General features: G+C 51.5%; 1 rRNA gene. It reads right to left on the bottom strand.

Annotated features, from left to right (window positions below):
• Window positions 1-433: ribosomal RNA gene (locus tag M6G53_RS25195) — 16S ribosomal RNA — on the bottom strand; the annotation flags it as partial.

Here is a 433-nt window from a genome sequence, read left to right as displayed (position 1 = left end):
AGCACCTCTCACCGTCAATTCCTTTGAGTTTCAGCCTTGCGGCCGTACTCCCCAGGCGGGGCACTTAATGCGTTAGCGCCGGCCCTCGAGGGGTCGCTCCCCCAAGCGCCTAGTGCCCATCGTTTACGGCGTGGACTACCAGGGTATCTAATCCTGTTCGCTACCCACGCTTTCGTCCATCAGCGTCAATCCATTAGTAGTAACCTGCCTTCGCAATTGGTATTCCATGTAATCTCTAAGCATTTCACCGCTACACTACATATTCTAGTTACTTCCTAATAATTCAAGTTTAGCAGTATCAATGGCCGTTCCACCGTTGAGCGATGGGCTTTCACCACTGACTTACTAAACCGCCTACGGACCCTTTAAACCCAATGATTCCGGATAACGCTTGGATCCTCCGTATTACCGCGGCTGATGGCACGTACTAGTC

The sequence above is a fragment of the Serratia nevei genome (assembly GCF_024160145.1).
GTDB lineage: Bacteria > Pseudomonadota > Gammaproteobacteria > Enterobacterales > Enterobacteriaceae > Serratia > Serratia nevei_A.
Note: the sequence above shows the minus strand (reverse complement) of the source record. Positions and strands in the feature narration are given on the sequence as shown.